The sequence below is a fragment of the Allobosea sp. Root381 genome (assembly GCF_001429395.1).
Classification (GTDB): Bacteria; Pseudomonadota; Alphaproteobacteria; order Rhizobiales; family Beijerinckiaceae; genus Allobosea.
Genome location: NZ_LMJT01000011.1, coordinates 1 through 25,070, shown reverse-complemented (window position 1 = coordinate 25,070; position 25,070 = coordinate 1). Strand labels below are relative to the sequence as shown.

Sequence of the window (25,070 nt, the reverse complement as noted above, 5' to 3'; positions counted from 1 at the left end):
GGCCAAGCCGCGCGGCGCTTTTTTGTGCCTGAACTGCTAGGGAGGAACCATCATGACGATCACGGTCATCAAGAATGCCGACGTCGTTGTCGCCTGGGATGCCGATGCCTCCCGGCATGTCTATCTGCACGGTGCCGATGTCGCCTTCGAGGACGGCACGCTGCGCTTTGTCGGTGCCCGCTACGAAGGGCTGGTGGATGAAACGGTCGACGGCCGTGGCCGCATGGTCATGCCGGGCCTCGTCAACATCCACTCGCATCCCTCGAGCGAGCCGCTGAACAAGGGCTTCCTCGACGAGCTCGGCTCGCCGGCTCTCTACAATTCATCGCTGTATGAGTTCATGCCGATCCTGCGGGCGGATGCCGAGGCGGTGCCGGACTGCGTGCAGGTCGCCTATTCCGAGCTTCTGCTTTCGGGCGTCACCACGCTCGCCGACCTCTCGGTCGCCCATTCCGGCTGGCTCGATCTCGCGGCCGACAGCGGCCTGCGCGTCTGCCTGTCGCCGATGTTCCGCTCGGCCCGCTGGCACACGCGCAATGGCTATGTGGTCGAATACGAATGGGACGAGAAGGCCGGCGCCGAGGCCATGGCGCAGGCTCTCGACGTGATCGAGAAAGCGGAAAAACATCCGTCAGGCCGCCTCTTCGGCATGGTCTGCCCGGCGCAGATCGACACGTGCAGCGAGGGCCTCATCAAGGAGAGCCATGCCGAAGCGGCTCGTCGCGGCCTGCGCTGGCAGATCCACGCGGCGCAGTCGACGGTCGAGTTCCACGAGATCACCCGCCGCCACGGCGTCTCGCCGATCCAGTGGCTGGAGAAGCTCGGCGTGCTCGGCGAGACCAGCATCATCGGACACGCGATCTTCCTCGACGACTATCCGCGCGTCGCCTGGCACAGCCGGCGCGATCTCTCTCTGCTTGCAGAGACCGGCACGACAGTGGCTCATTGCCCCACGGTCTTCATGCGCCGCGGCATCGCGCTCGACGATTTCGGGCGGTACCGCCGGGCTGGCGTCAGGATCGGCCTCGGCACCGACACCTATCCGCACAACATGCTCGAGGAGATGCGCCATGCCGGCTATGTCGCACGGCTGATGGCGGAGAACCCGCGCACGCTGACCACGACCGATCTGTTCGAGGCCGCGACGACGGCGGGCGCCGCTGCGCTCGGCCGCGACGACATCGGCCGGCTGGAGGCCGGTTGCAAGGCCGATCTCGTCCTGGTCGATCTCGCCCATCCGATGATGCAGCCGCGCCGAGACCCTATCCGCAGCCTCGTCTACGCCGCAGCCGAACGGGCGGTCGACCGGGTTTATGTCGATGGCCGCCTCGTGGTTCGCGAGGGGACGGTGCTGACGATGGACTACCCCGCCGCGGCCCGTCGCCTGCACGAGGCGCAGAAGCGGACGGAAGCAGCGGCCCCGCAGCATGATTGGGCGAAGCGGCCGGTGACGGAGTACTCGCCGCTGACCTTTCCCACTAAATGAAGTGCCGGCAGCTGGGCGCGAAGCCTGCGTTTGCGGCGCCGTGCCAAAAGCGGCACCTCAGGGCAAGGCCACGAAGTGCCCTGGCATCCGGGCCAGATAGGCGGATGAGGCAAGGAAGAGGACGGTCCCAATCAGGACCATCCACAGGCACAGCTCGATGCGTTGCGCGTTCATGGATCTGCTCTGGCGCATGGGCTTCGGGATCAGAGGTCCCAGCGTTTCGAGGCGTACCAAGACGCAGCTGCCACGACCAACATGCTGCCGAATACAAAGAGCTCGTCCATTTGACCGCCTCCTATTCGAATCGAAATGTCCGGAAGCGCCGTAAGTTCCATCGGCGCTACCTCCTTGAGGCCGTTCCGGGGCAAGGCGGCGTCGTTATTTTGCCCGATGCTGCACGATTCTGATCGCGGCCGTCCGTCCATCCTATCGGCCGCGGTTTCCCGGCGAAGGCGGGTCGTTCAGCGGCGTGCGATGTCGAGGAAGGCCTTGATCGCCTTGTTCTCCCGGCGCTCGCTCAGGCAGATCAGGGCCTCCTCCATCAGGATCGGCGGCCCCGCAATCGCGATCCGCGCGAGCCCACGCCCTTCGCCCAGTTCGGCCTCGGAGACGAAGCCGATGCCTGCGCCGGCCGCAACGATGTCGAGCGCGGGTTCGCGGCCTTCCACCTCGATCGCGTAGCGCAGCCTGATGCCGGCGTCGGCCGCGCGCTGCTCCAGCAGGCGCCGCGTCCGCGAGCCGTTCTCGCGCATCACCAGCGGCACGGAGGCAAGCTCGGCCAGCGAGAGCGTCCGGTGCGAGGCCAGCGGATGCTCGGACGCGACGACGCCGATGATCGGGGTCGCATTCAGCGGAACGAATTCGAAGTCGCGGTGCGGAGCCATGTCACCGAGCACGCCGATATCGGCCTCGTAGCTGCGCAACTGCGCCACGATGGTCTCGGTATTGCCGGCACTGACGCTTACCTGGACACCAGGATAGCTCTGCCGGAAGGCGGTCAGCAGATGCAACACATGATGGACGGAATCCGCCGCCAGTCGCAGCGTCCCCAGCCGGAGGCTGCGGGACTCGCTTAGCAGCTCCCGCGCCTGCTCCTCCGCATCGAACAGGCGGCGCGTCACCGCGAGCAGCTTTTCACCCATCGTGGTCAGGGTGATCTGCCGATGCTGCCGACTGAACAGCAGCAAATCGTATTCCTCTTCCAGTTTCCGTACCTGATCCGAGATGGCCGGTTGCGTCAGGTGCAGCTCGCTCGCGGCGCGCGAGAAGCCGCCGGAGATTGCAACCTGATGGAAGGCGCGGAGCTGGACGTAGCGCATGGGCGTTTCCCGGTGGCTGCGACCCGCCGCTCGCCATCAAACGATTTTACTTATGAGTTGATCGAAAACAACGATTTCCAAGGTGACTCATACTTGGCGACTATGACGCGTGAGGCGCGATCCAAAGCGGGCCTTATCTCTGTGCGGAAGCCCGCTGCAGGGAGCCGCAGTCGCGCTGCCATAAGGGAGAAACAGGATGTCCGGCCTGTCTGGCAAGATCGTCCATACCGAAGGCGAGTCGAACACCTCGGCGGCGCGCGGCGCGTGGTCGGCCGGGCTCAACGATGCCGGGACGCGCAGCCTCCTGAAGCGCGATGCCGACGCCTTTCTGCACCAGAGCCTGTCCAGCCCCTGCGTCACGGCGATCGCCAAGGCCGAGGGCATCTGGATCGAGGATACGGCCGGGCGCCGCTACATGGATTTCCATGGCAACAGCGTCCACCATATCGGCTATGGCCACCCCCGCCTGAAGGAGGCGATCAAGCGGCAGCTCGACGAACTCTGCTTCGCGCCGCGCCGCTTTACCTGCGAGCCGGCGGTCGAACTGGCCGAGACGCTCGGCCAGCTTGCCCCGGGCGACCTCGGCAAGGTGCTGTTCACGACCGGCGGCTCCGATGCCGTCGAGGTGGCGCTGCGGTTGGCGCGGGCCGCCACCGGGCGCTTCAAGACCCTGTCCTTTTGGGATGCGTTCCACGGCGCGGGATTCGGCGCGTCGAGCGTTGGCGGCGAGGCAACTTTCCGCTCCGGCATCGCCGGCCCGCTCCTGCCGGGGGCCGAGCATGTCGCGCCCTGGGCAACCCATCACTGCGCCTATGGCCACAACAGCCTGGAGGCCTCGGCCCGCGCCTGCGCCAGCATGATCTCCTATGTGGTTGGCCGCGAGGGCGATTTCGCCGCCGTCGTTGCCGAGCCGATGCGTGCGACGCCGAACCCGCCGGCGCCGGGCTTCTGGAAGCAGGTGCGCGAGGCCTGCGACCGGCACGGCACGCTGCTGATCTTCGATGAGATCCCGACCGGGCTCGGCAAGACCGGGCGTTTCTTCACCTGCGAGCATGATGAGGTGACGCCCGACATCCTCGTCATCGGCAAGGCGCTGGGCGGCGGCATCCTGCCGATCGCGGCCGCGATTGCGCGGCGCGATCTCGATGTCGCCGGCGACTATGCCATCGGCCACTACACCCATGAGAAGAACCCGGTGACGACGCGCGCAGCGCTGACTACGATTGCGATCATCCGCGAGGAAGGGCTGCCGGAGCGGGCGGCCGAGCTCGGCGGGGCGGCGATGGAGCGCCTGCGGGCGTTCGGCTACGGCTCGCCGCATGTCGGCGACGTGCGCGGGCGCGGGTTGATGTTCGGCGTCGAGATCGTCGCCGACAAGGCCGACATGGCGCCCGACAACGCGCTGGCCGAGCGGGTCTATTATCGCTGCCTGGAAGCGGGGCTGAGCTTCAAGATCAGCCAGGGCAACGTGCTGACGCTGTCGCCTCCGCTGGTCATCGCGAAGGCCGATCTCGACCGGGCGCTCGACATCGTCGAGACGGCCATCGCCGCCGGCTGAGAAGTCGCGATCCGACCAGCGACTGAGAGGAACCGACATGAAAGCCGTTCGCACGGATAGCGAACTCGAATGCCCTGAGATCGATGCCGGTCTCAGGGCGCGCGGCGTCGAGCTCGTGACCTTGCCTGACGGCATTCCGGAGGCCGAATTGATCGCGGCGGTCACTGAGGCCGACCTGCTGCTGATGTGCTACACGCCGATCACGGCACGGGTCATCGCCGCCGCGCCCAAGCTCAAGGGCATCGTGAAATACGGCGTCGGCATCGACGCGATCGACATTTCCGCCGCGATCGAACGCGGCATCCCGGTCGTCAACGTTCCTGAATACGCCGAGGAGACGGTCGCCGAAGGCGCATTTGCGCTGATGATCGCTTTGGCCAAGCGCCTGCCCGAGATCGGCCGCGCCATGGCGTCGGAAGGCTGGGTCTGGCCCGAACAGCGCTGGCTGGGGCGCGACATCTCGGGCGCCACGCTCGGGCTGGTCGGAGCCGGCAGGATCGGCTGCAGCATGGCCCGGATGGCAGGGCAGGGATTTCGCGCCCGCGTGCTCGGATACGACCCCCATCTCGACCGGGCTGCGCTCGCGGCCGCCGGCATAGAGAAGGTCGACGACCTGCACGCCATGCTGCGCCAATGCGACTTCGTCTCGCTCCATTGCGTATTGAACGACATGACCCGCGGGCTGATCGGGCGGGCCGAGCTTGCCTGCCTCAAGCCGTCGGCGATCCTCGTCAACGTCTCGCGCGGTGCGCTGATCGACGAGGCGGCTCTCGTCGAGGCCGTGCTGGCGGATCGTCTCGGCGCCGTCGGACTCGATGTCTATTCGACGGAGCCGCTCGCGAAGAAGGGGCATCTGCTGAGCCCGCTGTTCGGCCGCGACGATGTCATCCTCTTCCCACACCTGACCTTTTTCACGGCAGAGGCGATGCGGCGCCTGTCGAAGGACACGCTGGCGCGCTGCTTCGAGATTCTGGATGGGCGGCCGGTCGAGATCAGGTCGCAAGATCCGAGGCTGCGCGCCCAGCGCCGCAGCGTCGCCTTCGCTTGAAGGAGCCGTCTTGCGAGCTTGAGATTGCTACGGTTGGACGGGCTTGCGCCGTCATTCCGGAGCGCCGCGCAGCCGCGAGCCCGGAACTCATGAACAATGTCCGGGCAGGCAAGCCGCTGCTATCGGCGTGTCTCTTCCGCGCCCCGCCGGTGTTAATGGGTTCCGGGCTCAGGCTTTCGGCCTGCCCCGGAATGACCCTTGATTCCAGATCAATCAGCCGCTCCTACCGCTGCCGCCACTGCTGGAGCCGTCCGAATACGAGACGGTCCAGCCCGACATGGGCGAGCTTCACCGCGATCGCCGTCAGCATGATCACGGTCGCCATGCCAGCAGCGGAAGCGATCGCACCGGCCTCGTCCATGTGCACGATGGCGATCGAGGCGAGCTTGGTCTCGGCGCCATAGAGGAAGATCACGGCCGAAACGGTCGTGAGCGCGTTGACGAAGACATAGACGCCGATGTCGAGGATGGCCGGCAGGCAGATCGGCGCGGTCACCCGGCGGAAGGTCGACCAGAACGGCACCTTGAGCGAAGCCGAAACCGCCTCGAACTCGCCGTCGATCTGCTTCAGGCTGGTCAGGGCCGTGATGTGGCCGACCGTGTAGAAATGGGCGATCGTGTTGATCACGAGGATCGCGAGCGTGCCATAGAGAAAGCCGAGCGGATTCCAGGTGGCGTTGAAGAAGAAAACGTAGCCCAGGCCCAGCACGAGGCCGGGGACCGCCATCGGCAGCATCGCCAGGAACTGCGCGAAGGCGCGCATCCGCGGGAACAGCTTCAATTTCTCGATGAGATAGGCGCCGGTGAAGATCAGCGTCGTGCCGATGACCGCCGTCAGCGAAGCGAGGAGCAGGGAGTTGCGATAGGCGTCCCACCCGGCTGGATCGAAGGCGGCGAAATCGTAATTGTTCAGCGTCAGCGCCAGATTATACGGCCAGTAGGTGACGAAGGAGCCCCACACCGCGATGGCGTAGGGGGCGACGATCGCGAGCGTGGTGAGGATGACGAAGCCGAGCAGCGCGATATCGCGGCCCGGCTCGGGCTTCGGCGCATAGGGAACCGCCCGCGCGGACAGCATCGCGCTCTGGCGCCGCTTCACAAGTCGGTCGACGAAAAAGGCGAGGACGGCCGGCACGAGCAGGATGATGCCGACGACCGCACCCATCGGGAAATTCTGCTGCCCGACGACCTGGCGATAGGCGTCCGTCGCCAGCACACTGAACTGCCCGCCGATCACCTTGGGGATACCGAAATCGGTGATCACCAGCGTGAAGACGACGAAGGTCGCGCTGATCAGCCCGTAGCGGGCGCCGGGGAGGGTGATCGTGCGGAACATGCGCCAGCGCGTCGTGCCCATGGCCTCGGCGGCCTCGCGCAGTCGGCCATCCGAGAGGGCGAGCGCCGTGACGAGGATCAGCACGGCATGGGGAAAGCTGTAGAGCGCTTCGGCCGCGATGATGCCGATCGGCCCATAGAGCGAGGCGCCCATCATCCAGGATTTGAGCAGCCCCTGGTTGCCGAAGACGTAGATCAGCGCGAGACCCGACAGCAGCGAAGGCGCAAACACCGGCACCATCGCCGCAGCGTAGAACAGCCCCTTGCCGGGAATGCAGCTGCGGCGCAGCGCATAGGCATAGAGGAATGCGACGGGGATCACGATCGCCGTGGTCACGCCGGCGACGAAGAGGCTGTTGCCAAGCGAGGAAATCAGCGTCGGCGTGGTGGCGTAGGCGATGAAGTTCGCCAGGCCGACGAAGCGCCCGTTCACATCCTCGAGGCTCTTCGAGAGAAGCGCCCAGAGCGGCAAGGCGATGATCAGCACGAGGACGGCGCAAAGCGCGAGGATCAGCGCGCCGGCGACATGCCGCTCGTTCAGGCGGACCGAGCCGATCCTCGCCTGTGCGGGCGTGATGGCGATGGGCTGCACGCTGTCGGTCATCGCGCCGCTCCGGCGAAGACATGCAGCGATTCCGGCGGGAAGGCGATGGACCGCACCTGGCCGGGCTGGATGCCGAGGTCGCGCATGGCATTCGCCGAGAAATCGGCCGCGATCCGTGTCTTCTGCGACCGCGTCGGCTCGAGATGGGCGCGACAGAAGGAGCCCAGGAAGGCGAGGTCTCCGATCGTTGCCTCAAAGCTGTTGGGGGTCTCGTCGGACACGCCGCGTGTGCGGACCTCTTCCGGCCGCATCGCGAGCCGGACCGGGGTCCCGGCGGGGAAGGGGGCGGCATTGGCGACGAGGAGATCGAGCTCGTCCACCCGCACGCGGCCGGGGCCGGTGACAACGGCGTCGAAAAAGGTCATGTGGCCGACGAAATCCGCGACGAAGGGCGTGGCGGGGCGGCGATAGATCTCTTCGGGCGAGCCGACCTGCTCGACCGCACCGCCATTCATGACGACGATGCGGTCGGCCATGGCGAGCGCTTCCTCCTGGTCATGGGTGACCATGATCGTGGTGACGCCGAGCCTCTGCTGCAGGGCGCGCATCTCGTCGCGCAGGCGCACGCGCACCTTTGCATCCAGAGCGGACAGCGGCTCGTCGAGCAGCAGCAGTTCCGGCGAGGTCGCCAGCGCCCGGGCGAGCGCCACGCGCTGCTGCTGACCGCCCGATAGCTGGATCGGGAATTTCCGGGCCTGATCTGACAGGCTGACCAGCGCCAGAAGTTCGTCCACCCGCCTGGCGATGTCGCGCGCCGGGGTTCGCCGGTTGACGAGGCCGTAACCGACATTGTCCGCCACGGTCAGGTTCGGGAACAGCGCGTATGACTGGAAGACGATGCCGAAATCGCGCTCGGAAGGCGGCGCATGTGAAACGTCGCGGCCGCCCATCTCGATCGTGCCGCTATCCTGAAGGTCGAGACCGGCGATGGCCCTCAGCAGCGTGGTCTTGCCGCAACCGGACGGCCCGAGAAAGCAGACGAATTCGCCGCGCCGGATATCGAGATCGATGCCGCGCAGTGCGATGAAGCTGCCGAAGCTCTTCGCGAGGTTGCGGATCGACAAAAAGGGCGCAGAGCTGGGCGAGGTCATGGCGTCTTGCCTTCCGACTGGCGGCGCGGGCCGCGCTGCGCTGAGCCGGGCCGTCCCGGCTTCCTTTCGGGAGACGGGACGGTCCGGCAGCTTGCATCGACAGCTAAGCATAAGCTGTGCCGCAATCGCTTCCGTAGAGAAAGCGGTCGCGGGAAGCGTCAGTTCTTCGGCGCTGCCTTCGAATCGTAGCGCTTCGACCATTCCGCGAGGACGCGCTCGCGGTTTTCGGCCATCCAGGCCAGGTCGTTCTTCACCATCTTGGCCTCGGCATCGGCCGGATAGTTCTTCGGGGAGGCCTCGATGCCGGGATAGGCGACGATCGCGTAACCCTTGGTGTAGAGCTCGCTCGCTTCCTTGCTGGCTGCCCAGTCGGCGATCTTCCTGGCAATCGGCGCGACCTTGCTGCCCTTGACGACCGCGCTCGCCTCGACCTCCCAGCCGACGCCCTCCTTCGGGATGATGACCTCGATCGGCGCGCCCTTGGTCTTCTCGGACGCGCCGCGCATGTCGAGCGCGAGGCCCACCGTGCGCTCGCCGCGCGCCGCCTGCACGCACGGCGCCGAGCCGGAATGGAGATAGGCGCCGATATTCTCGTGCAGCCCGTCCATGAACTTCCAGCCGGCTTCCTCGCCCATGCCCTGCAGCCAGCCCGCGACCATCAGGTAGCCGGTGCCGGATGAGGCCGGGTGTGGCATCACGATCTTGCCCTTGAGCGCAGGGTTGTGAAGGTCATTCCACGAGACCGGTACCGGCACGCCCTTGGCTTCGGCGGTGTTGAAGCAGACCACGCCGAGATAGGCTGCGGTGCCGGTCCAGGTATAGGGCGCCTTGCTGGGGCGGAAGGCGGGCTTCAGCGTGGCCGCGCCCTTCGGCTCATAGGTTTCGAGCAGGCCGGCCTTGTCGAACATCAGCAGGCTCGAGGCCGCCAGCCCGATCACCATGTCCGCCTTCGGAGCGTCCTTCTCCGCCAGGAAGCGGGCAGTGATCACGCCCGTGGAGTCGCGTACCCACGAGACGTCGGCCTCGGGCACGGCCTTCTCGATCGAGGCCTTGAAGGATGGGAGCAGATCGTTTTCCAGCGCCGTGTAGACGGTGACCTTCGTTTTCTGGGCGTTGGCGTGTCCCGGTATCGCGAGGGCGAACGCGCCAATAAGGGCAGTTGCAAGCCAGCTCTTCATGTTCTCTTCCCCTGGTTATGCGGTTTGGCACTCTCTCGGTGCGTCGTTCCCAATATGATTGTCAGCCGGCGGATCGAGCCGCCGGCCCTCGGCAAAGAGTGGTCTGTCTATGCGGTCCAGGGCAGGGACCATGTCTTGACGTTGGTGAAGCTCTTCATCGCCTCGACCACGCCTTCCTTGTAGCCCAGCCCGGAATCCTTGATGCCGCCGAAGGGCGACATCTCGATGCGGTAGCCCGGAACCTCCCAGAGATTGACCGTGCCGACCTCGAGCTCCGCCACGAAGCGCTGGATGTAGTCGAAGCGGTTGGTGCAGACGCCCGACGACAGCCCATAGGCGGTCGAGTTCGAGATCCGGATGACGTCGGCGATGTCGTTCGGCACGCGGACGATCGGGATCACCGGGCCGAAGGTCTCCTCATGCACCAGCTCGCAATCATAAGGGATGTGGTCGACCACGGTCGGGTGGAACAGGGCGCCTTCCGCCCGCTTGCCGTGGAGCACCTCCGCGCCTTTGCTCACCGCATCGTCGATACGGGCCTGGAAGAGCGAAGCCGAGCGGGCGTTGATGACGGTGCCGACATCGGTCTGCGGATCCATCGGATCGCCGCATTTCAGCTTCTTCGCCTTCTCGACGACGAGCTTGGAGAACGCGTCGGCGACGCTCTCGACCACGAGGATGCGCTTGACCGCGGTGCAGCGCTGACCGGAGTTCTTGGTCGCGCCGGTGACGGCGAGCTCGGCCGCCTTGTCGAGATCCGCATCCTCCATGACGATCAGCGGGTCGTTGCCACCGAGTTCCAGAACGATACGCTTGTAGCCGGCATGTGCGGCGATGTGCTTGCCGACCCGGACCGAGCCGGTGAAGGTCACCAGATCCGCATCCGGATCGGTGATCATCGCGTCGCCCATGGTCGAGGGATTGCCGGTGACGACCGAGAGCATCTCGGGCGGCAGCCCTGCCTCGTAGAGCACGTCGGCGAGCGCCAGCGCGGTCAGCGGCGTCAGTTCCGTCGGCTTCAGCACGAGGCGGTTGTTGGTCGCGATGGCCGGGGCCAGCTTGTGGCTGACCATGTTGAGCGGGTGGTTGAACGGGGTGATCGCCGAGATCACGCCGAGCAGCGGCTGGCGCGTGGTGAAGATCTTGCGCGCCTTGCCGTTCGGTGAGATGTCGCAGGAGAACATCTCGCCATCGTCCTTGATGGTGAGCTGGGCCGCGAAGGACCAGACGTCATAGGCGCGGCTGGCCTCGTAGAGCGAATCCTTCCAGCACAGCCCGGCCTCGGCCGTGATCAACTTGGCGAACAGCTCCTTGCGATCGCGCAAAAGCTCGGCCGTCTTCTGCAGGATCTGCTGGCGCTCATAGCGGGTCAGCTTCGGTTTGAACGCCTTCGCCTGGGCGAAGGCTTCGCGGACATGCTCGGGCCGGGCTGCCGGGATCAGGCCGACGAGGCTGTTATCATAGGGGTTGCGGACCTCGACCATGTCGTCGGTCGAAACGAACTTGCCGGCGATGCGCATCGTCTCGCGGCGCACGGGCGGCTTCACCGTCGCGTTCATCTCAGTTCACCAGGTTCAGGGCGACGTCGAAGACGTCGAAATTTCGGAGCGTGCGGCCCTCGGGGATTGTGATCGGCCGGTTGGCGATCATCGGCACGCGCTGCTCGGTGATACCGCCATGCGAGCGCAGCGGCTCGGTCAGGCCCGAGAGATCGTGCCTCTCGGGCGAAGTGCCGATGACCTTCTGCCGCGTCGAAACCACGACGACGTCGCCGATCCGGTCGGCCGGCAGTTCGAAGCGCTCGCAGGCTTCCGCAGAGGTCACCGCCAGCGCGATGCCGTCGATGCCGGAGATGCGGGCGGCGACCTCGGTCTGGTCGGCTCCATCAGGCAGATAGACCGTAGCGAAGGAGCCGAGCGCGCCGTGATGGACCACGTAAGGGTCTGTGATCGGCAGGATCACGCGCATCGTGCCCTTGCCATACCATTGGTCCACCAGCGTCTGGAGATAGACGACGTCCGGCTCGCCATTGGCTAGGTGCTTGTCGTTCATGCCGTGGTCGGCCGTGATCACCAGCGTGCAGCCCTGACCATCGAGCTTGCCGACGTAGCTGTCGAACATGGCGTAGAACGCATCCGCGACGTCCGAGCCCGGCGCTGCCTTGTGCTGCACATAGTCGGTGGTCGAGAGATACATCAGGTCGGGCTTGAAGCTCTCCAGCAGCTTGACGCCGGCGGCGAAGACGAACTCGGAGAGGTCCGCCGAATAGACCGACGGCACCGGCATGCCGACGAAGTCGAGCACCGTTTCGATGCCGTTCTCGGCCTTGTTCGCCTTGTCGGCCTTCTCGGACGAGAACGCGATCGCAGTGCCACTCGTGAAGTCGAGGCCCTTGCCGAGCAGCGTCCTGAGCTTGTCCTTGGCCGTGACCATCGCGACCTTGAAGCCGGCCTTCTGGAACTCGGCAAGAATGGTCGGCGCGCGCAGGAAGCGGGCGTCGTTCATCATCACCTCTTCCCTGGCCTCGCGGTCGTAGAAGAAGTTGCCGGCGATGCCGTGCACGGCCGGCGGACGGCCGGTGATGATGGAGAGATTGTTCGGGTTGGTGAAGCTCGGGATCACAGAATAGGCGTGGGTGCTGGTGCCCGCCCGCATGATGCGGTCGAGGTTCGGCGTCAGGCCCTTGGCGCTCGCAGCCTCGATATAAGCCGGCTCCGAGCCGTCCATGCAGATCACCACCGTCGCGCGCTGCGGCCGGGCATAGGCCCGGCCGTTCGCGACGACATCCGATCCGACCTTCGAATGCATGTTCATCATCAGCTCCTTTACGCGGCCGTCTTCAGGCCGACGCCCATCTCGGCGAGGACCTCGGACACGGTTGCGACGAAGGCCTTCATGTCCTGCGCGCCCAGCGCTCCGATGCAGCCGATGCGGAAGCTGTCGGCGACGGTCAGCTTGCCTGGGTAGATGACGTAGCCGGCATCTTTCAGCGTGTCGTAGAAGCGCTGGAAGACGAAGTTCTTGTCTTCCGGCATGTGGAAGGTGACGATGATCGGCGCCTGGCGCGCGGCCGGCAGCAGCGTACGGAAGCCCAGTTCCTGCATGCCCTCGATCAGGATGCGGGCATTGTCGGCGTAGCGCTCGCCTCGTCCCGCGACGCCGCCCTCGGCCCAGAACTCCTGTAGTGCGGCATGGAAGGCGACGATGACATGGATCGGCGGCGTGAAACGGTACTGGCCCGTGCGCCCGAAGGCGGCGTGCTGGTCGTAGAGGTCGAGCACGAGCGTCGTGGCGTTGCCCTGGGTTTCCTCAAGCGCGCTCTTGCGGGCGATGACGAAGCCGAGTCCCGGCACGCCCTGGATGCATTTGTTCGAGGAGGCGGCGACCGCATCGAAATAGACCTCGCGGCTGTCGAGCGGCAGCGCGCCGAATGCGCTCATCGCGTCGATCAGCAGGCGGCGGCCATGCCGCTTGACCAGCGCCGCAACCGCCTCGACCGGGTTGCGGATTCCGCTTGTCGTCTCGCAATGCACGGTGAAGACATGGGTGATGGCGCGGTCGCCAACCAGCATGCGATCGACCTCGGTGAGGTCGGGCGGGGTGTCCTCCGCCGTCTCGTGTATGACGACGCCACGGCCGGCGATCTCGAGGATGCGCCTGGCGCGCTGGCCATAGGCGCCGTTGATCAACAGAAGCACCTTGCCGTCTCGCGGCACGAAGCTCGTCAGCATCGCCTCGACAGCGAAGGTTCCGGAGCCCTGCATCGGCACGGTGACGAAGCTGCCGTCGCCATGGATCACCTTCGGCAACTCGTCCATCACGGCCTTGTTGATGCCGACGAAGGTGGCGTCGCGGGAGCCCCAGTCATGCACCATGGCCTCCTTGATGGCCTTGCTGGTGGTCAGCGGGCCGGGCGTCAGCAGCAGGGGATCGCCGGTTTCGGAGGCGGCTTGGCGGCGGGCTTGTGCCATGTCGATCTCGCTTTTGCGTTGCAGCGGTTGACCAGACGGTAGGTCGCGATTTGACATAGCTCCAATACATCGTATCCATGCCATCCATAGAAGGTATCTATGGTATGGCGATCAGCTATTCGGGCCTCTCGGCGTTTCATGCAGTGGCGGAAGCCGAGAGCTTCACCGGCGCCGCCAAGGCACGCCATGTCAGCCAGCCGACGCTCTCGGCGCAGGTGCGCGGGCTCGAGGATGCCTACGGCGTGCGGCTGTTCGACCGGGTGGGCCGGCAGATCAAGCTCACGCCGCTCGGGCAGAGCCTGTTCGTGATCACCGCCCGGCTGTTCGCGGCGCAGGACGAGGCACAGTCCCTGCTAGCCGGCACCCGCACGCTACAGCGCGGGCATCTGCGCATCGCGGCCGACAGCGCGACCCATGTCATGGCCGCGCTTGCGCGGATGCGCGAAAACTACCCGGGACTGACATTCTCACTGACGATCGGGAACTCGTCGGAAGTGGTCGACCAGATCATGGACTTCGCTGCCGATGTCGCGATCACGGCGCGCCAGAGCTCCGACCCCCGCCTGCACACGGTGAAGCTCCGTTCGGACCGCCTCGTTGCCTTCGTCTCGCACGCGCACCAATTGGCGCAGCATGACAGCGTCCCGATCGAGGCCTTCGCCGGCCAGGACATCGTGCTGCGGGAGCGCGGCTCGATCACGCGTGAGACCTTCGAGGCGCGTCTCTCTGAGGCCGGGATCAAGCCGGCTAACCTGCTCGAGGTTCAGTCGCGCGAGGCGGTACGCGAGGCCGTGGCCGCCGGCTTCGGCATCGGGGTGATCTTCGATGCCGAGTTCAGGCCCGATCCGCTGCTGAAAAGGCTGGTCATCACCGGCGCCGATTTTGCCGTCGGCGAATATGCGGCCTGCCGCGCCGAGCGGCGGCGCATTCCGCTGGTGCGCGGCTTCTTCGAGACCGTTCAGGCCCTCGTGGACGCCGAAACCGCAACCGCGCAGTGAGATCAGGCAGCGGCAGAGCCGCAAGCGACCTGCTCGATGCCTGATCTCCAGGCTCACGCTCGCGCTGTTCCGGTCGCCAGTGCATGTGCCCAGTCGTCCCGCCCGTTCTGGCTGGCCCGGGCTGCGGCCAGATTCCAGTCATAGGCAATGGCGTGGTGTTCGACAGTGACCGTAGGCGATAGCGTCACCACTGCGAAACGAGCATGGGGGCTTCCGCTTTCGGAAATGTGGGCAGGGGGCTTGTCGTCACGATAGGCCGGGCACCCGACGCTGCCGGGGTTGACGACGAGCGCCCCGGTGGAAAGCCGCAGCAGCCGGGGCAGATGGCTGTGCCCGCAGAGCAGGAGACGCCCCTCCACGCCCAAAAGCCGCGCCTCAACAGTGTCGGGGGCATCCGGCAGAAGGCGGCGATCGGCAACGCTTTCCATCAGATAGGCCTCATCGTCGCCTGGCGAGGCATGGAATCCATGCGCGCCCGCCACGACCTGCGTTGTGGGCAGGGTAGACAGCCAGTCGCGATCGGTCGGCGCGAGATGCTCCCATGCGAAGCGATCGGATTGGCCGAGGCGCTCGGGAGAGGTCGCCCCGAGCGCGCGGTCATGGTTGCCGCGGACGTGGAGCATCGTCGTTGCCCTGAGAAGCGCCACCGTTTCAGCGGGCCATAACGGTCCCGACGCGCAATCGCCGAGATTGACGACGCTGTCGACGGCGTGGCTCTGGAGGCGCTCCAGCACCGCCTCCAGAGCCAAGAGATTGCCGTGTATGTCTGCGATCACGCCCAGGCGCATGCCCACTCCATTGCCGATCATGACAGCCGGCCCGAAAGTGCAAACGGCGGCTCTTCGAGCCCGAATCACACCGTGCGGGAGCGGGATATATCGGCAGCTTTCGAGCTATGATGAAATTCGCCTGTTCATGGCTGCCGCTCATGCGGTAGAGGGCCGGAAGCGGTCGGCAGCTCAGTTCCGACATGCAGTACTTCCTCGACCAGAAGCATGTCGGGGTCATCGATGCTTTGGCTGAGAGGCGGTCAGAAGTGATAGGCGATGCTCGAAAACACGCCATGCTGGGTGGCGCGATAGGTAAAGCCGCCATTACGATAGTCGGTATAGATCGCGCGGTAGCCGAGCGCCGTGGAAATCGACTCCGTCCAGCGATAGCCGACCGATGCGAAACCCTGCGTCGTGAGCCGGGAGCCGACACCGAACCCACCGACATCGGCGAGGACGTTGACGAACCAGCGCTCGTTGATGCGCCATTGCGCGGAAAATCCCACTGTCGGGTCGGCCCATTGCTCGGTGCCCTTCCGACTCAGCGTTATCGGGATCAGGCCCGGCAGAGCGTCGATCTCGACGGTCATGCGCTGATAGCGCAGTCCCGCGGTCGCGTAGATGTCGAGGTCGGGTCCACCAAGCGGCAGGCGATAGCCGATGGCCGCCGAGGCGATCAACTGCCGCATCTTGAAGTCGACCCGCGTCCCAGGCGAAAGAGTGGCAAGCGCGGGATGGCGAACTCCCGGCAGCCTGACGACGGCATCGTCCGACAGGGCCGCCCAGACGAGGTCCGTCATGATCAGCCACTCGCCCTTCTTGGCGAGGAACGACCCCATTAGCGCGCCGTTGAGGTCCTTCAGGATGTCGGCGAAGCTGACATCGACGTTGACCGGCGGCAGGTTGCGCACCCCGGCCTGGCCGTCGATCGCAGTGGCCCAGCCATAGCCCGTCGCCTGGAACTGCCATGCAGATGGCTGCCGTGGCGCGTACAACGGGGCTGGCGGCAGGTCAGCGCCGATGGCTGCGGTCGCGAGGAAGGCGAGGCCGAGCGGGCCTGCCGCGGCGCTCGGCAAACACCGCCGGAGCGATTTCGGTCGACGTTGCATAGCTCCTCCTGCGGTTGCCGTCCCTTGTTTCGACGCACAGACTGGAGACTGCAGCGAGGCCGTCGCAGGGCGTCATGGCACTGTGGCGACCGGACGCTGCGCAACCTTAGCGGCCGGCCGGAGAGCCGATGACATAGTCCCTCTGAAGCTGTTGACTTCCAGAGGGATAGACCGACTGGCATTCGGAAAAGTAGAAGTTCCCAGGCTCCCGATTGGCGGGATCCGAGCAAATCTGGCTGAGCTCCGCCTGCCTGGATTGAGGCGTCTGGCAAGCCGTCAACGCGATGCAGGCGAGGATGAGCACGATTGCTTTTGAAAGGCAGTTCATCGTCATGCCTCCAGGTCCGATAGGTCTCTGGTGATCCCGCCGCGGGTTCGTTTCCTCTTGCAATCAGCAGCGTGATTGTTTCTTTCGCCAGCATCTCGGGGGCGCTGTCGCGTTCCTCGTCATCAGACAGCGCCATCGAACCAGTATAGCTTTCGCTCTGCAACTTGCGAGAGGGAGGCGAATTTTCCCTCGTGTCAGCTATCGGACCGATCGCTGATGCGGGTGCTAAGGCTCGCTTCTCTGGCCCGGGGCCCGCCTGATCGCGGGAAGGGCGGCCCGCACCAGCGGCTGGATCCCCTCCGACTGCCCATTGAAGGCAGTGACGAAATCCTCGCGCATGCGCCGGCTCCAGAACTGGTTGATGTGGTCGGCGATGGCCGGCACGGCCTGTTCGTCCGGATAGGACTTGAAGAAATCCGCGATCTGGTTGGCCATGCGGGCAAGCGTCTCGCGCTGTGCGGCCTTGTGGTGCTCCGCATCATGCGGCGCGGCGTCGAGGAGCGTCATGATGCTGCGATTTCCATTTCGGGGGCGAGGGCGCCCGTGAAGACCATGCAGCCGTCCTGGCGTGCGACGGAGACGAGCGTCAGGCCGAGCGCCTGCGCGCGCTCGACGGCAAGCGAGGTCGGCGCCGAGATCGAGACCAGCGTGCCGGCGCCATAGATCGCCGTCTTCTCGACCATCTCGAAGGAAGCGCGGCTGGTGACGAGCACGAAGCCGGAGACTGCGCGATGCCCGGCGCGAAGTCGCGCGCCGATCAGCTTGTCGAGCGCGTTGTGGCGCCCGACATCCTCGCGCGCCGCCAGGATGGCACCTTCCGCATCGCACCAGGCGGCGGCATGGACGGACCGAGTGAGCTGATGCAGCGGCTGATGCCGTTCGAGCGTTGCCAGCGCCGTCGCGATCGCCCGTGCGGAAATCGGCTGCCGGTCGCGCGATCGCGTCTCGGCCATCGGCATCTCGGCGAGTGTCTCCACGCCGCAGAGCCCGCAGGAGGTCCGGCCCGAAAGATTGCGGCGCCGGGCCAGATGCTCGCGGAAGCGGCCGGGCGCGAGATCGACCGTCACGACGATGCCGTCGCGCTGCGGCGAGACCGCGATGCCGCGGATCTCTCCGGCGTCTCGGATGATGCCCTCGGTCAGGCTGAAGCCGGTGACGAAGTCCTCCAGATCGGAGGGCGTCGCCATCATCACCGCATAGGGCTGGTTGCCATAGACGATGTTGACCGGGGCCTCGACCGCGATTTCGGCGCTGGCAGCCGCGCCGGGGCCGGTGGCGTAGCGCACCGGCAGGGCGGCCACGGCGCAGCTCGCCGGCGGCTGGGCGGGCGAGCTATTCCGCGGCATCGGGCAGTCTCCCGGCGATCAGGCGCAGAGAGACGTCCTCCTCGCGGTTGCGCTCCTGCCACTGCGAATAATAGTTGGTCCGGCGCACCTCGACGGCCGTGACCTTGTACTCCGGGCAGTTCGTCGCCCAGTCCGAATAGTCGGTGGTGATGACGTTGGCGCCGGTCTCGGCATGGTGGAAGGTGGTGTAGACGACGCCGGGCTGCATGCGCTCGGAGACCTCGGCGCGCAGCGAGATGTCGCCCGAGCGGCTGGCGAGCGCGACGAGGTCGCCCGTCTTCACGCCGCGGTTCTCGGCATCGAAGGGGTGGATCTCCAGCACGTCCTCGTCATGCCAGGCGCCGTTCTCGGTGCGCCGAGTCTGCGCGCCGACATTGTACTGCGAGAGGATGCGCCCCGTGGTCAGGATCAGCGGGAAGCGGGCACCGGTGCGCTCCTCCGTCGGCACGAATTCGGTGATCATGAACCGGCCCTTGCCGCGCACGAAGCGATCGACATGCATCAGCGGCGTGCCGGTGGGGGCCTTCTCGTTGCACGGCCACTGCACCGAGCCGAGCTCCTCCAGCTTGGCGTAGGAGACGCCGGCGAAGCTCGGCGTCAGTTGCGCGATCTCGTCCATGATATCGCGCGGATGCGCATAGCTCATCGGGTAACCCAGCGCGTTGGCGAGATCGATCGTCACCTGCCACTCCGCCTTGCCGGAAAGCGGCTCCATCACTTTGCGGACGCGGTTGATGCGGCGTTCCGCATTGGTGAAGGTCCCGTCCTTCTCCAGGAAGGAGGAGCCCGGCAGGAAGACATGGGCGTATTTCGCCGTCTCGTTCAGGAAGATATCCTGGATGACGACGCATTCCATTGAGGCCAGCCCGGCCGTGACGTGCTGGGTGTTGGGATCGGACTGGGCGATGTCCTCGCCCTGGACGTAAAGCCCCTTGAAAGTGCCGCCGACCGCCTCGTCGAGCATGTTGGGGATGCGCAGGCCGGGCTCGGCATCGAGAACAACGCCCCACATCGTCTCGAAGACCTGACGCGTCGCGTCGTCGTCGACATGGCGGTAGCCGGGAAGCTCGTGCGGGAAGGAGCCCATGTCGCAGGAGCCCTGGACGTTGTTCTGCCCGCGCAGCGGGTTGATGCCGACGCCGTCGCGCCCGATATTGCCGGTGGCCATGGCGAGGTTCGCCATCGCCATGACGGTGGTCGAGCCCTGGCTGTGCTCGGTGACGCCGAGCCCGTAGAAGATCGCGCCGTTGCCGCCGGTGGCATAGAGCCGCGCCGCAGCCCGGACGTCGGCGGCCGGCACGCCGGTGAATTCCTCCGTCGCCTCGGGCGAATTATGAGCCTGCGCGATGAACCGGGCCCAGATCTCGAAATCGGCGAGGTCGCAGCGCTCGCGGACATAGTCCTCGGCGATCAGCCCTTCCGTCACGACGACATGGGCGATGGCGTTGACCAGCGCGACATTGGTTCCGGGCTTGAGCTGCAGATAATAATCGGCCTTGACATGCGGCGACTTGACGAGGTCGATCCGGCGCGGATCGACCACGATCAGGCGCGCGCCCTCGCGGATGCGCTTCTTCATCCGCGAGGCGAAGACGGGATGGCCGTCGGTCGGATTCGCGCCGATGACCAGGATGACGTCGGACTTGGCGACCGACTTGAAGTCCTGCGTGCCGGCCGAGGTGCCGAGCGTCGTCTTCAGCCCGTAGCCGGTGGGCGAGTGGCAGACGCGGGCGCAGGTATCGACATTGTTGTTGCCGAATGCGGCGCGGACCAGCTTCTGGACGAGGAAGACCTCTTCGTTGGTGCAGCGCGAGGAGGTGATGGCACCGACCGACTCGCGGCCGAACTTCGCCTGGATGCGCTTGAACTCGGACGCTGCCTTGCCGATCGCCTCTTCCCAGGACACTTCGCGCCACGGATCGGTGATCCTGTCGCGGATCATCGGCTTGGTGATGCGGTCCTTGTGGGTGGCATAGCCCCAGGCGAAGCGGCCCTTGACGCAGGAATGGCCCTCATTCGCCTTGCCGTCCTTGTAGGGCACCATGCGGACGACCTTGTCGCCCTGCATCTCGGCCTTGAAGGCGCAGCCGACGCCGCAATAGGCGCAGGTCGTGACCTTGGAATGCTCCGGCTGGCCCATCTTGATGACGGTGTTTTCCATCAGCGTCGCCGTCGGGCAGGCCTGCACGCAGGCTCCGCAGGAGACGCATTCCGAGCCGAGGAAATCGGTCGGCCCGGCCGCGACGCGCGATTCGAAGCCGCGCCCGGTGATCGTCAGGGCGAAGGTGCCTTGTACCTCCGCGCAAGCCCGCACGCAGCGATTGCAGACGATGCACTTGCTCGGATCATAGGTGAAGTACGGGTTGGAAGTGTCGAGGCCGAGCCAGTTTTCGTTGGCGAAGCCGTCCTTGTCGCGGGCGAAAACGTGATTCTCGCCGTCATGGCCATAGCGCACCTCGCGCAGGCCGACGGCTCCGGCCATGTCCTGCAATTCGCAGTCGCCATTGGCCGAGCAGGTCAGGCAGTCGAGCGGATGATCGGAGATGTAAAGCTCCATCACGCCCTTGCGCAGGCCGGACAGATTTTCGGACTGGGTACGGACGACCATGCCGTCCTCGGCCGGCGTGGTGCAGGAGGCTGGCGTGCCGCGGCGGCCCTCGATCTCGACGAGGCAGAGCCGGCAGGAACCGAAAGGCTCCAGCGAGTCGGTCGCGCAGAGTTTGGGGATCTTGGTGCCCAGCGACACGGCGGCGGCCATCACCGAGGTGCCGGCCGGCACGGTGACGCTCTCGCCGTCGATCGTCAGCGTCACCGTCTTCTCCGCGACGCGGATCGGCGTGCCGAAGTCGATTTCCTTGATCAGGCTCATGACGGCCTCCTCACTCCGCCGCCAGCGGCAGCGGTGGACGGTCGAAATCCTCGGGAAAATGGTTCAGTGCGCTCATCACCGGCATTGGCGTCAGCCCGCCCATGGCGCAGAGCGAGGCGTCGGTCATGAGCTTGTTGAGATCGCGCAGCACGGCGATGTTCTTCGGGCTCTCCTGGCCGGCGATGATGCGGTCCATCACCTCGACGCCACGGGTCGCGCCGATGCGGCAGGGCGTGCACTTGCCGCAGCTCTCCTTGGCGCAGAATTCGAAGGCGAAGCGCGCCTGCTTCGCCATGTCCACGGTGTCGTCGAAGACGACGATGCCGCCATGGCCGAGCATCGCCTTCATGGCGGCGAGCACTTCGTAATCCATGGCGACGTCGAGCTGTGCCGCGGTCAGATAGGCGCCGAGCGGCCCGCCGACCTGCACGGCGCGGATCGGCCGGCCCGACAGGGTGCCGCCGCCCATATCCTCGATGATCTCCCGCAGCGAAATGCCGAAGGCGAGTTCGATCAGCCCGCCGCGCCGGACATTGCCGCCGAGCTGGACGGGCAGGGTGCCGCGCGAGCGCCCCATGCCGTAATCCGCATAAGCCTGCGCGCCATGCGTGAGGATCCAGGGCACGGCCGCGAAGGATAGCACGTTGTTGACGATGGTCGGCTTGCCGAACAGGCCCTGCAGCGCCGGGATCGGCGGCTTCGCCCGCACGATCGCACGCTTGCCTTCGAGGCTCTCCAGCAGCGAGGTCTCCTCGCCGCAGATATAGGCGCCGGCGCCGAGCCGGACTTCGAGATGGAAGGCGTGGCCGGAGCCCAGAACGGAATCGCCGAGGATGCCGGCATCCGTCGCCTTCAGGATGGCGCGCTGGAGCGTGCGATGGGCATGCGGATACTCCGACCGCAGATAGATGTAGCCGCGGGTCGCCCCGACCGCGACGGCGGCGATCGCCATGCCCTCGATCAGCAGGAAGGGATCGCCCTCCATCAGCATGCGGTCGGCAAAGGTGCCGCTGTCGCCTTCGTCGGCGTTGCAGACGATGTATTTCTGCTCGGCGGAAGCGTCGTGAACGGTCTTCCATTTGATCCCGGTCGGGAAGCCGGCGCCGCCACGACCGCGCAGGCCCGAGGCCTTGACCTCCTCGACGATGGCCGCGCCACCGAGCTCCAGCGCCGTCTCCAGCCCCTTGAACCCGTCCAGCGCGCGGTAGGCGGCAAGCGAAAGCGGATCGGTGACGCCGACGCGGGCGAAGGTCAGGCGCTGCTGGCGCTTGAGCCAGCCGAGCTCTTCCGTCGGGCCGCGATGCAGCGCGTGCCCGGCGCCAGCCTGGAAGCCGGCCTCGAACAGGCTCGCGACATCCTTCGCCACGACCGGGCCATAGGCGATGCGGCCGTCAGGCGTCTCCACCTCGACCATCGGTTCGAGCCAGAGCATGCCGCGCGAGCCGTTGCGGACCAGCTCGATCGGGATGTCGCGCGCCTGCGCCTCGCGCAGGATCGCCTGCGCGACCGCCTCGGCGCCGACGGAGAGCGCCGCGGCATCGACGGGCACGAAGATGCGGATGGGAGCGGCGCTCATGCATGGGCTCCCGTCAGGCCGCAGAGCTGGGCGAGCCGGTCTCCGTCGACCCGGCCGATCAGTTCGCCATCGGCCAGCGCCGACGGGCCGAGCGCGCAGTTGCCGAGGCAATAGACGGTCTCGACCGCAAACTCGCCGGAGCCCGACTGGTCATCGACGGCGATGGCGTGATCGCGCGCAAGTCCTGACACCAGCGCCTCGCAGCCCAGTGCCTGGCAGGCCTCCGCGCGGCAGAGCTTGACGACACGCCGCGGCGGCGGCGCGGTCCTGAAATCATGGTAGAACGAGATCGTGCCGTGCACCTCGGCCCGCGACAGGTTCAGCGCATCGGCGATCAGCGGCACGGCCTGCGGATCGACATAGCCGAACTCATCCTGCAGGGCGTGAAGGATCGGCAGCGTCGCGCCCTCCAGAGAGGCCAAACCGGCGACGATGAAACGGGCGTGATCCTGATCCCAGGGGCGGTATCCGGCCATTTTTCCTCCCGCGCGACGCACTTCGATGCGACTTTCGCTTCGGAAAGGAGGCCTCATCGTTTAGAGGTTTTCAAATTGATTGTTTCAACCAAGTGATAGCGATTGACTATCAAAAGCCGTGCAGGAGATGCGCTTGCGCAGCGAAAAGCGGCGATAACCGCAGCTTATCGCGCGCCAGTGCGGCGGCAGCGAAGTGATGTGCCGCTTGCCATAGCCGACACCTATCGGCCGACGGGTTGGCGCGGCAGCACGGCCTCCGCGACAGGTTCTGTCATCGTGAGGAGCTTGCGCGCCAGCGGCGCGAAGGGCTGGCGGTCGGCGACGATGAGCCCGATGGTGCGCTGCGCTTCGGGTTCCACCAGCGGTAGGGCCTTGGTCCCGATCGGGATGCCGAAAAACTCAAGCAGTTGCAGCGAAACGATGCTGGATACGCCCTGGATGCCGGCATGCGAGCACAGGTTGAAAATCGAGTTGGTCTCGATGGCGGGGCGGGGTGCCTCGCCGACCGAGCGGAAAATGCCGTCGATGATGCGCCGGTTCTGCATGTCTGCGGTGAGCAGGCACAGCTTCAACCCGGCGGCCTCCGCCCAGGTGATGGCTTCGCGGCCGCCGAGGGGGCCGTCCTCGCGCGTCAGCAGGACATAGCCTTCCTGATAAATCGGTTTCGAGACAACGCTTTGAAGCGGTTCGTTGTCCAGGTAGGTGAGCCCGACGTCGAGATCGAAATTGTCGATGCCCGCCTGGATCTCGCCCGAGGTCATCGACAGCACGGTGAGCTGCACGGCCGGATAGCGCTTCGAGAACGGGGCCGTGATGTGGGCGATCATCGGCAGTGCCGTCGGGATGGCACCGAGCCGGATGCGCCCGCTGACGCCGTTCTTGAGCTCGGCGATCGACTCCTTCAGCAGATCGGCCTCGGCGAGGATGCGCCGCGCATGCGCCAGCACGACCTCGCCCTCCTTGGTCAAGCCCTGGAAGCGACGCCCGCGCTCGACGATCAGCACGCCGAGCTCCTCCTCCAGCTGCGCGATCGCGGTCGACAGCGTCGGCTGCGAGACATGGCAGGCATCGGCCGCGCGCCGAAAATGCCGCTCGCGGGCGAGGGCATCGAGATAGATCAGCTGGCGGATGATCATGTGCGGGACCTTCGGCGCGAAGCGAGGCAGAATGCCAGCCTAGCTCGTAGCGGTGTCAAGCCTGTCCCGAGCACGCTTGAACGGTCGGCCCTCCGGCCGCGAGACCGTCTCCAATATTGGCGCAACGCAGGAGAAGGGCATAAGATGATTGAGCTGCTCGCTCCCGGCCTGCTTGGTCGGACGTGCGGCATCCAAGGTTGAGCTCCCATGAGCTCCCGACGGAAGGCGGCTCCGCAGTGATGCGGGGCCGTTTTCGTTTCGGTTTGATTTCGGGTTCGTTCGACCGAACGCCGATGCAGAGGTCCTGACAGCCTGTCGTGGCGTCGGCAGCGTGATCAACCAACCTCAGCAAGGGCTTCGATGTCAGGCTGATGCGGCTACTTCGCTGCGTGAGGGACATAAGGGGGGAGCCAAGAAGGGCGCCGTTTCCGGCGCCCTTCCTCGTTGTCGTCTGGACCTGTTTTCCGCTCAGACGAAGCGGAAGTCGTCCTGGGCGAGGCTTGCGAGCTGGATGCCCTTCAGCGTCAGCGTGGTGTCGGCATCGACGGTGAACACCGTGTCGTTGCCGACCTGCGCGGCCGCGTCCATCGCCGCATCGAAATCGGCGAAGACGTCCGTGTCGAACTCCAGCATGTCCGCGCTCGAGCCCGTCGTCCTGAAGTCGGTGATCGTGTCGCGGCCGAAGCCCGGCGCGAAGACGAAGGCGTCGTGGCCCGAACCGCCGGTCAGGATGTCGTCGCCGGCGCCGCCCTCGATGCGGTCGGCACCCGAGCCGCCGTCGATCACGTCGTTGCCTTCGCCGCCCAGCACGAGGTCGTCGCCGGAGCCCGCGTCGATGACATCGTCGCCGTCACCGCCCTCGATCCGATCGT

The 25,070-nt window shown here is 66.1% G+C and carries 19 protein-coding genes and 1 pseudogene; 4 read left to right on the top strand and 16 right to left on the bottom strand.

Features of this window, described 5'->3' with window-relative positions:
- Positions 1 to 52: 52 nt before the first annotated feature.
- Positions 53 to 1,486, top strand: coding sequence for an amidohydrolase family protein (locus ASE63_RS11165; RefSeq protein WP_056800933.1), 1,434 nt, complete (start codon positions 53 to 55; stop codon positions 1,484 to 1,486).
- 461 nt (positions 1,487 to 1,947) lie between these two features.
- On the opposite strand, the gene ASE63_RS11160 is transcribed toward ASE63_RS11165, so the two are convergent.
- Complete coding sequence (locus tag ASE63_RS11160; protein WP_056800931.1) at positions 1,948 to 2,805, bottom strand: LysR substrate-binding domain-containing protein; 858 nt, start codon at positions 2,803 to 2,805, stop codon at positions 1,948 to 1,950.
- Positions 2,806 to 3,001: 196 nt separating this feature from the next.
- Here ASE63_RS11160 and ASE63_RS11155 point away from each other — a divergent pair, with 196 nt between their 5' ends.
- Positions 3,002 to 4,363: an aspartate aminotransferase family protein gene (locus ASE63_RS11155; protein WP_056800929.1), complete on the top strand. Its 1,362-nt coding sequence runs from the start codon at positions 3,002 to 3,004 to the stop codon at positions 4,361 to 4,363.
- 37 nt (positions 4,364 to 4,400) lie between these two features.
- Positions 4,401 to 5,411: an NAD(P)-dependent oxidoreductase gene (locus tag ASE63_RS11150; RefSeq protein ID WP_056800926.1), complete on the top strand. Its 1,011-nt coding sequence runs from the start codon at positions 4,401 to 4,403 to the stop codon at positions 5,409 to 5,411.
- Between the two features lie 223 nt (positions 5,412 to 5,634).
- On the opposite strand, the gene ASE63_RS11145 is transcribed toward ASE63_RS11150, so the two are convergent.
- The 6 genes from ASE63_RS11145 to ASE63_RS11120 form a co-directional block, all read right to left on the bottom strand.
- Positions 5,635 to 7,350: a putative 2-aminoethylphosphonate ABC transporter permease subunit gene (locus ASE63_RS11145; RefSeq protein WP_056800923.1), complete on the bottom strand. Its 1,716-nt coding sequence runs from the start codon at positions 7,348 to 7,350 to the stop codon at positions 5,635 to 5,637.
- Positions 7,347 to 8,441, bottom strand: coding sequence for a putative 2-aminoethylphosphonate ABC transporter ATP-binding protein (locus ASE63_RS11140; RefSeq protein WP_056800921.1), 1,095 nt, complete (start codon positions 8,439 to 8,441; stop codon positions 7,347 to 7,349). Before ASE63_RS11140 ends, ASE63_RS11145 begins: the two co-directional genes overlap by 4 nt.
- A 158-nt stretch (positions 8,442 to 8,599) precedes the next feature.
- Positions 8,600 to 9,619, bottom strand: coding sequence for a putative 2-aminoethylphosphonate ABC transporter substrate-binding protein (locus ASE63_RS11135; protein WP_056800919.1), 1,020 nt, complete (start codon positions 9,617 to 9,619; stop codon positions 8,600 to 8,602).
- Positions 9,620 to 9,726: 107 nt separating this feature from the next.
- Positions 9,727 to 11,178: a phosphonoacetaldehyde dehydrogenase gene (phnY, locus tag ASE63_RS11130; protein ID WP_056800917.1), complete on the bottom strand. Its 1,452-nt coding sequence runs from the start codon at positions 11,176 to 11,178 to the stop codon at positions 9,727 to 9,729.
- 1 nt (position 11,179) lies between these two features.
- Positions 11,180 to 12,433, bottom strand: coding sequence for a phosphonoacetate hydrolase (gene phnA, locus ASE63_RS11125; RefSeq protein WP_056801044.1), 1,254 nt, complete (start codon positions 12,431 to 12,433; stop codon positions 11,180 to 11,182).
- A gap of 11 nt (positions 12,434 to 12,444) precedes the next feature.
- The gene (locus tag ASE63_RS11120) at positions 12,445 to 13,590 is read right to left on the bottom strand and encodes a 2-aminoethylphosphonate--pyruvate transaminase (protein ID WP_056800915.1); all 1,146 of its coding nucleotides are present in this window, start codon (positions 13,588 to 13,590) and stop codon (positions 12,445 to 12,447) included.
- 104 nt (positions 13,591 to 13,694) lie between these two features.
- Between ASE63_RS11120 and ASE63_RS11115 the strand changes: the two genes are divergently transcribed.
- A complete protein-coding gene (locus tag ASE63_RS11115; RefSeq protein ID WP_056800913.1) occupies positions 13,695 to 14,588 on the top strand; it encodes a LysR substrate-binding domain-containing protein in 894 nt (297 codons plus the stop codon).
- A gap of 53 nt (positions 14,589 to 14,641) precedes the next feature.
- Here the strand turns inward: ASE63_RS11115 and ASE63_RS11110 are convergent, their stop codons facing one another.
- The 9 genes and pseudogenes from ASE63_RS11110 to ASE63_RS11065 all read right to left on the bottom strand — a co-directional run.
- Positions 14,642 to 15,376 (bottom strand): metallophosphoesterase family protein, encoded by a 735-nt coding sequence (locus ASE63_RS11110; protein WP_056801042.1) that lies wholly within the window; start codon positions 15,374 to 15,376, stop codon positions 14,642 to 14,644.
- 242 nt (positions 15,377 to 15,618) lie between these two features.
- Complete coding sequence (locus ASE63_RS11105; protein WP_082609840.1) at positions 15,619 to 16,467, bottom strand: hypothetical protein; 849 nt, start codon at positions 16,465 to 16,467, stop codon at positions 15,619 to 15,621.
- A 553-nt stretch (positions 16,468 to 17,020) separates the two neighbouring features.
- Positions 17,021 to 17,302, bottom strand: a complete 282-nt coding sequence (locus ASE63_RS11095) for a formate dehydrogenase subunit delta (protein ID WP_056800907.1) — start codon at positions 17,300 to 17,302, stop codon at positions 17,021 to 17,023.
- Complete coding sequence (gene fdhD / locus ASE63_RS11090) at positions 17,299 to 18,141, bottom strand: formate dehydrogenase accessory sulfurtransferase FdhD (RefSeq protein WP_056800905.1); 843 nt, start codon at positions 18,139 to 18,141, stop codon at positions 17,299 to 17,301. The genes ASE63_RS11095 and fdhD overlap by 4 nt, the downstream gene beginning before the upstream one ends.
- A complete protein-coding gene (gene fdhF / locus ASE63_RS11085) occupies positions 18,128 to 21,010 on the bottom strand; it encodes a formate dehydrogenase subunit alpha (RefSeq protein ID WP_056800902.1) in 2,883 nt (960 codons plus the stop codon). The genes fdhD and fdhF overlap by 14 nt, the downstream gene beginning before the upstream one ends.
- 10 nt (positions 21,011 to 21,020) lie before the next feature.
- Positions 21,021 to 22,586 carry an NADH-quinone oxidoreductase subunit NuoF gene (locus ASE63_RS11080; RefSeq protein WP_056800900.1) on the bottom strand — a complete coding sequence of 522 codons (1,566 nt, stop codon included), beginning with the start codon at positions 22,584 to 22,586 and terminating at the stop codon, positions 21,021 to 21,023.
- Positions 22,583 to 23,062 carry an NAD(P)H-dependent oxidoreductase subunit E gene (locus ASE63_RS11075; RefSeq protein ID WP_056800898.1) on the bottom strand — a complete coding sequence of 160 codons (480 nt, stop codon included), beginning with the start codon at positions 23,060 to 23,062 and terminating at the stop codon, positions 22,583 to 22,585. Before ASE63_RS11075 ends, ASE63_RS11080 begins: the two co-directional genes overlap by 4 nt.
- A 221-nt stretch (positions 23,063 to 23,283) precedes the next feature.
- Positions 23,284 to 24,198, bottom strand: coding sequence for a LysR substrate-binding domain-containing protein (locus tag ASE63_RS11070; protein WP_056800896.1), 915 nt, complete (start codon positions 24,196 to 24,198; stop codon positions 23,284 to 23,286).
- Between the two features lie 468 nt (positions 24,199 to 24,666).
- Positions 24,667 to 25,070: pseudogene (locus ASE63_RS11065) on the bottom strand (calcium-binding protein); the annotation flags it as partial.

What these genes read in the sequence shown, in the direction of transcription:
- ASE63_RS11165 (WP_056800933.1), top strand. Translation starts at nt 53, where the DNA reads ATGACGATCACGGTCATCAAGAATGCCGACGTCGTTGTCGCCTGGGAT.
- ASE63_RS11160 (WP_056800931.1), bottom strand. Translation starts at nt 2,805, where the DNA reads ATGCGCTACGTCCAGCTCCGCGCCTTCCATCAGGTTGCAATCTCCGGC.
- ASE63_RS11155 (WP_056800929.1), top strand. Translation starts at nt 3,002, where the DNA reads ATGTCCGGCCTGTCTGGCAAGATCGTCCATACCGAAGGCGAGTCGAAC.
- ASE63_RS11150 (WP_056800926.1), top strand. Translation starts at nt 4,401, where the DNA reads ATGAAAGCCGTTCGCACGGATAGCGAACTCGAATGCCCTGAGATCGAT.
- ASE63_RS11145 (WP_056800923.1), bottom strand. Translation starts at nt 7,350, where the DNA reads ATGACCGACAGCGTGCAGCCCATCGCCATCACGCCCGCACAGGCGAGG.
- ASE63_RS11140 (WP_056800921.1), bottom strand. Translation starts at nt 8,441, where the DNA reads ATGACCTCGCCCAGCTCTGCGCCCTTTTTGTCGATCCGCAACCTCGCG.
- ASE63_RS11135 (WP_056800919.1), bottom strand. Translation starts at nt 9,619, where the DNA reads ATGAAGAGCTGGCTTGCAACTGCCCTTATTGGCGCGTTCGCCCTCGCG.
- phnY (WP_056800917.1), bottom strand. Translation starts at nt 11,178, where the DNA reads ATGAACGCGACGGTGAAGCCGCCCGTGCGCCGCGAGACGATGCGCATC.
- phnA (WP_056801044.1), bottom strand. Translation starts at nt 12,433, where the DNA reads ATGAACATGCATTCGAAGGTCGGATCGGATGTCGTCGCGAACGGCCGG.
- ASE63_RS11120 (WP_056800915.1), bottom strand. Translation starts at nt 13,590, where the DNA reads ATGGCACAAGCCCGCCGCCAAGCCGCCTCCGAAACCGGCGATCCCCTG.
- ASE63_RS11115 (WP_056800913.1), top strand. Translation starts at nt 13,695, where the DNA reads ATGGCGATCAGCTATTCGGGCCTCTCGGCGTTTCATGCAGTGGCGGAA.
- ASE63_RS11110 (WP_056801042.1), bottom strand. Translation starts at nt 15,376, where the DNA reads ATGCGCCTGGGCGTGATCGCAGACATACACGGCAATCTCTTGGCTCTG.
- ASE63_RS11105 (WP_082609840.1), bottom strand. Translation starts at nt 16,467, where the DNA reads ATGCAACGTCGACCGAAATCGCTCCGGCGGTGTTTGCCGAGCGCCGCG.
- ASE63_RS11095 (WP_056800907.1), bottom strand. Translation starts at nt 17,302, where the DNA reads ATGACGCTCCTCGACGCCGCGCCGCATGATGCGGAGCACCACAAGGCC.
- fdhD (WP_056800905.1), bottom strand. Translation starts at nt 18,141, where the DNA reads ATGCCGCGGAATAGCTCGCCCGCCCAGCCGCCGGCGAGCTGCGCCGTG.
- fdhF (WP_056800902.1), bottom strand. Translation starts at nt 21,010, where the DNA reads ATGAGCCTGATCAAGGAAATCGACTTCGGCACGCCGATCCGCGTCGCG.
- ASE63_RS11080 (WP_056800900.1), bottom strand. Translation starts at nt 22,586, where the DNA reads ATGAGCGCCGCTCCCATCCGCATCTTCGTGCCCGTCGATGCCGCGGCG.
- ASE63_RS11075 (WP_056800898.1), bottom strand. Translation starts at nt 23,062, where the DNA reads ATGGCCGGATACCGCCCCTGGGATCAGGATCACGCCCGTTTCATCGTC.
- ASE63_RS11070 (WP_056800896.1), bottom strand. Translation starts at nt 24,198, where the DNA reads ATGATCATCCGCCAGCTGATCTATCTCGATGCCCTCGCCCGCGAGCGG.